Origin of the sequence: Zhongshania guokunii, assembly GCF_040892635.1 — a bacterium.
GTDB classification, from domain to species: domain Bacteria; phylum Pseudomonadota; class Gammaproteobacteria; order Pseudomonadales; family Spongiibacteraceae; genus Spongiibacter; species Spongiibacter guokunii.
Map to the genome: position 1 here is coordinate 1 of NZ_JBFRYA010000043.1, position 1,037 is coordinate 1,037.

The following is a 1,037-nucleotide window of genomic DNA, read 5'->3' on the forward strand; positions in this document are numbered from 1 at the left end:
CATTGAACGTGGCTACCCCATTAAGGAAGTTGCCAATCATTTAGGTATTTCGGATAAGACGCTATACAACTGGGTCAACCGTTTTAGGGTGCCTAGTAATGAACGTGGTACCCAAGATGATCTCACCGCGGAGAACCGGCGCCTCCGAGCAGAGTTGCGTCGGATGACGGAAGAGCGGGATATTTTAAAAAAGGCAACGGCATACTTCGCAAGGGAGTCAGAATAAAGTATGCCTTTATCAAAGTTAACTGCCAGTATTACGCAGTGCGCACCTTGTGTCGCGCACTGCGTATCGAGCGCAGTGGCTATTATGCTTGGCTCAAAACCCCAAAATCTCATCGTACTCGCAGTAACGACAAGCTGACATCAACACTTAAGCAGCTGTGGATGGAGAGTGGCTGTGTTTATGGTTACCGTAAACTGCATGCTGACCTCCAGGAGATGGGATTTGATTGCAGCCCTAATAAAGTTGCAAGGCTATGCCAGCATGCTGGCATACGGGCCCAGATTGGATATAAACGCCGCAAGGGATACTACGGAGGTCGACCCACTGTCGTTGCCGACAATCACCTAGACAGGCAGTTTATCGTTGATAAGCCCAATCAGTCATGGGTGACTGACATCACGTATATCAGAACCTATGAAGGCTGGCTTTATCTTACGGTAGTCATCGATCTTTACTCTCGACAAGTCGTTGGTTGGTCGATGAACCAGCGAATGACAGTTGATTTAGTATTGGACGCACTATTGATGGCCATATGGCGCCGTAAGCCTGTGAGCCAGGTGTTAATCCACTCGGATCAAGGTTCACAATTTACCAGCGGTGAGTGGCAGTCGTTTCTCAATGCCAACAATCTTAAAGCGAGTATGAGTCGCCGGGGTAATTGTCACGATAATGCAGTAGCCGAAAGCTTTTTCCAGCTTCTTAAACGAGAACGTATCCGGCGCAAAATATATAAAACAAGAAGGGAAGCCAAAGAAGATATCTTTAATTACATCGAAATGTTTTACAACTCGACACGCAAGCATGGTACAAA

Annotated in this window: 1 protein-coding gene; it reads left to right on the forward strand. The window is 47.0% G+C overall.

What is annotated here, in order from left to right:
* Position 1 precedes the first annotated feature (1 nt).
* Positions 2-1,037 (forward strand): IS3 family transposase gene (locus AB4876_RS19065; RefSeq protein WP_368383274.1). Its coding sequence is split into 2 segments (ribosomal slippage), with 1,037 coding nucleotides annotated over them: positions 2-191 and positions 191-1,037; the frame shifts between segments, so codons are not numbered across the junction. This gene is flagged as partial in the annotation.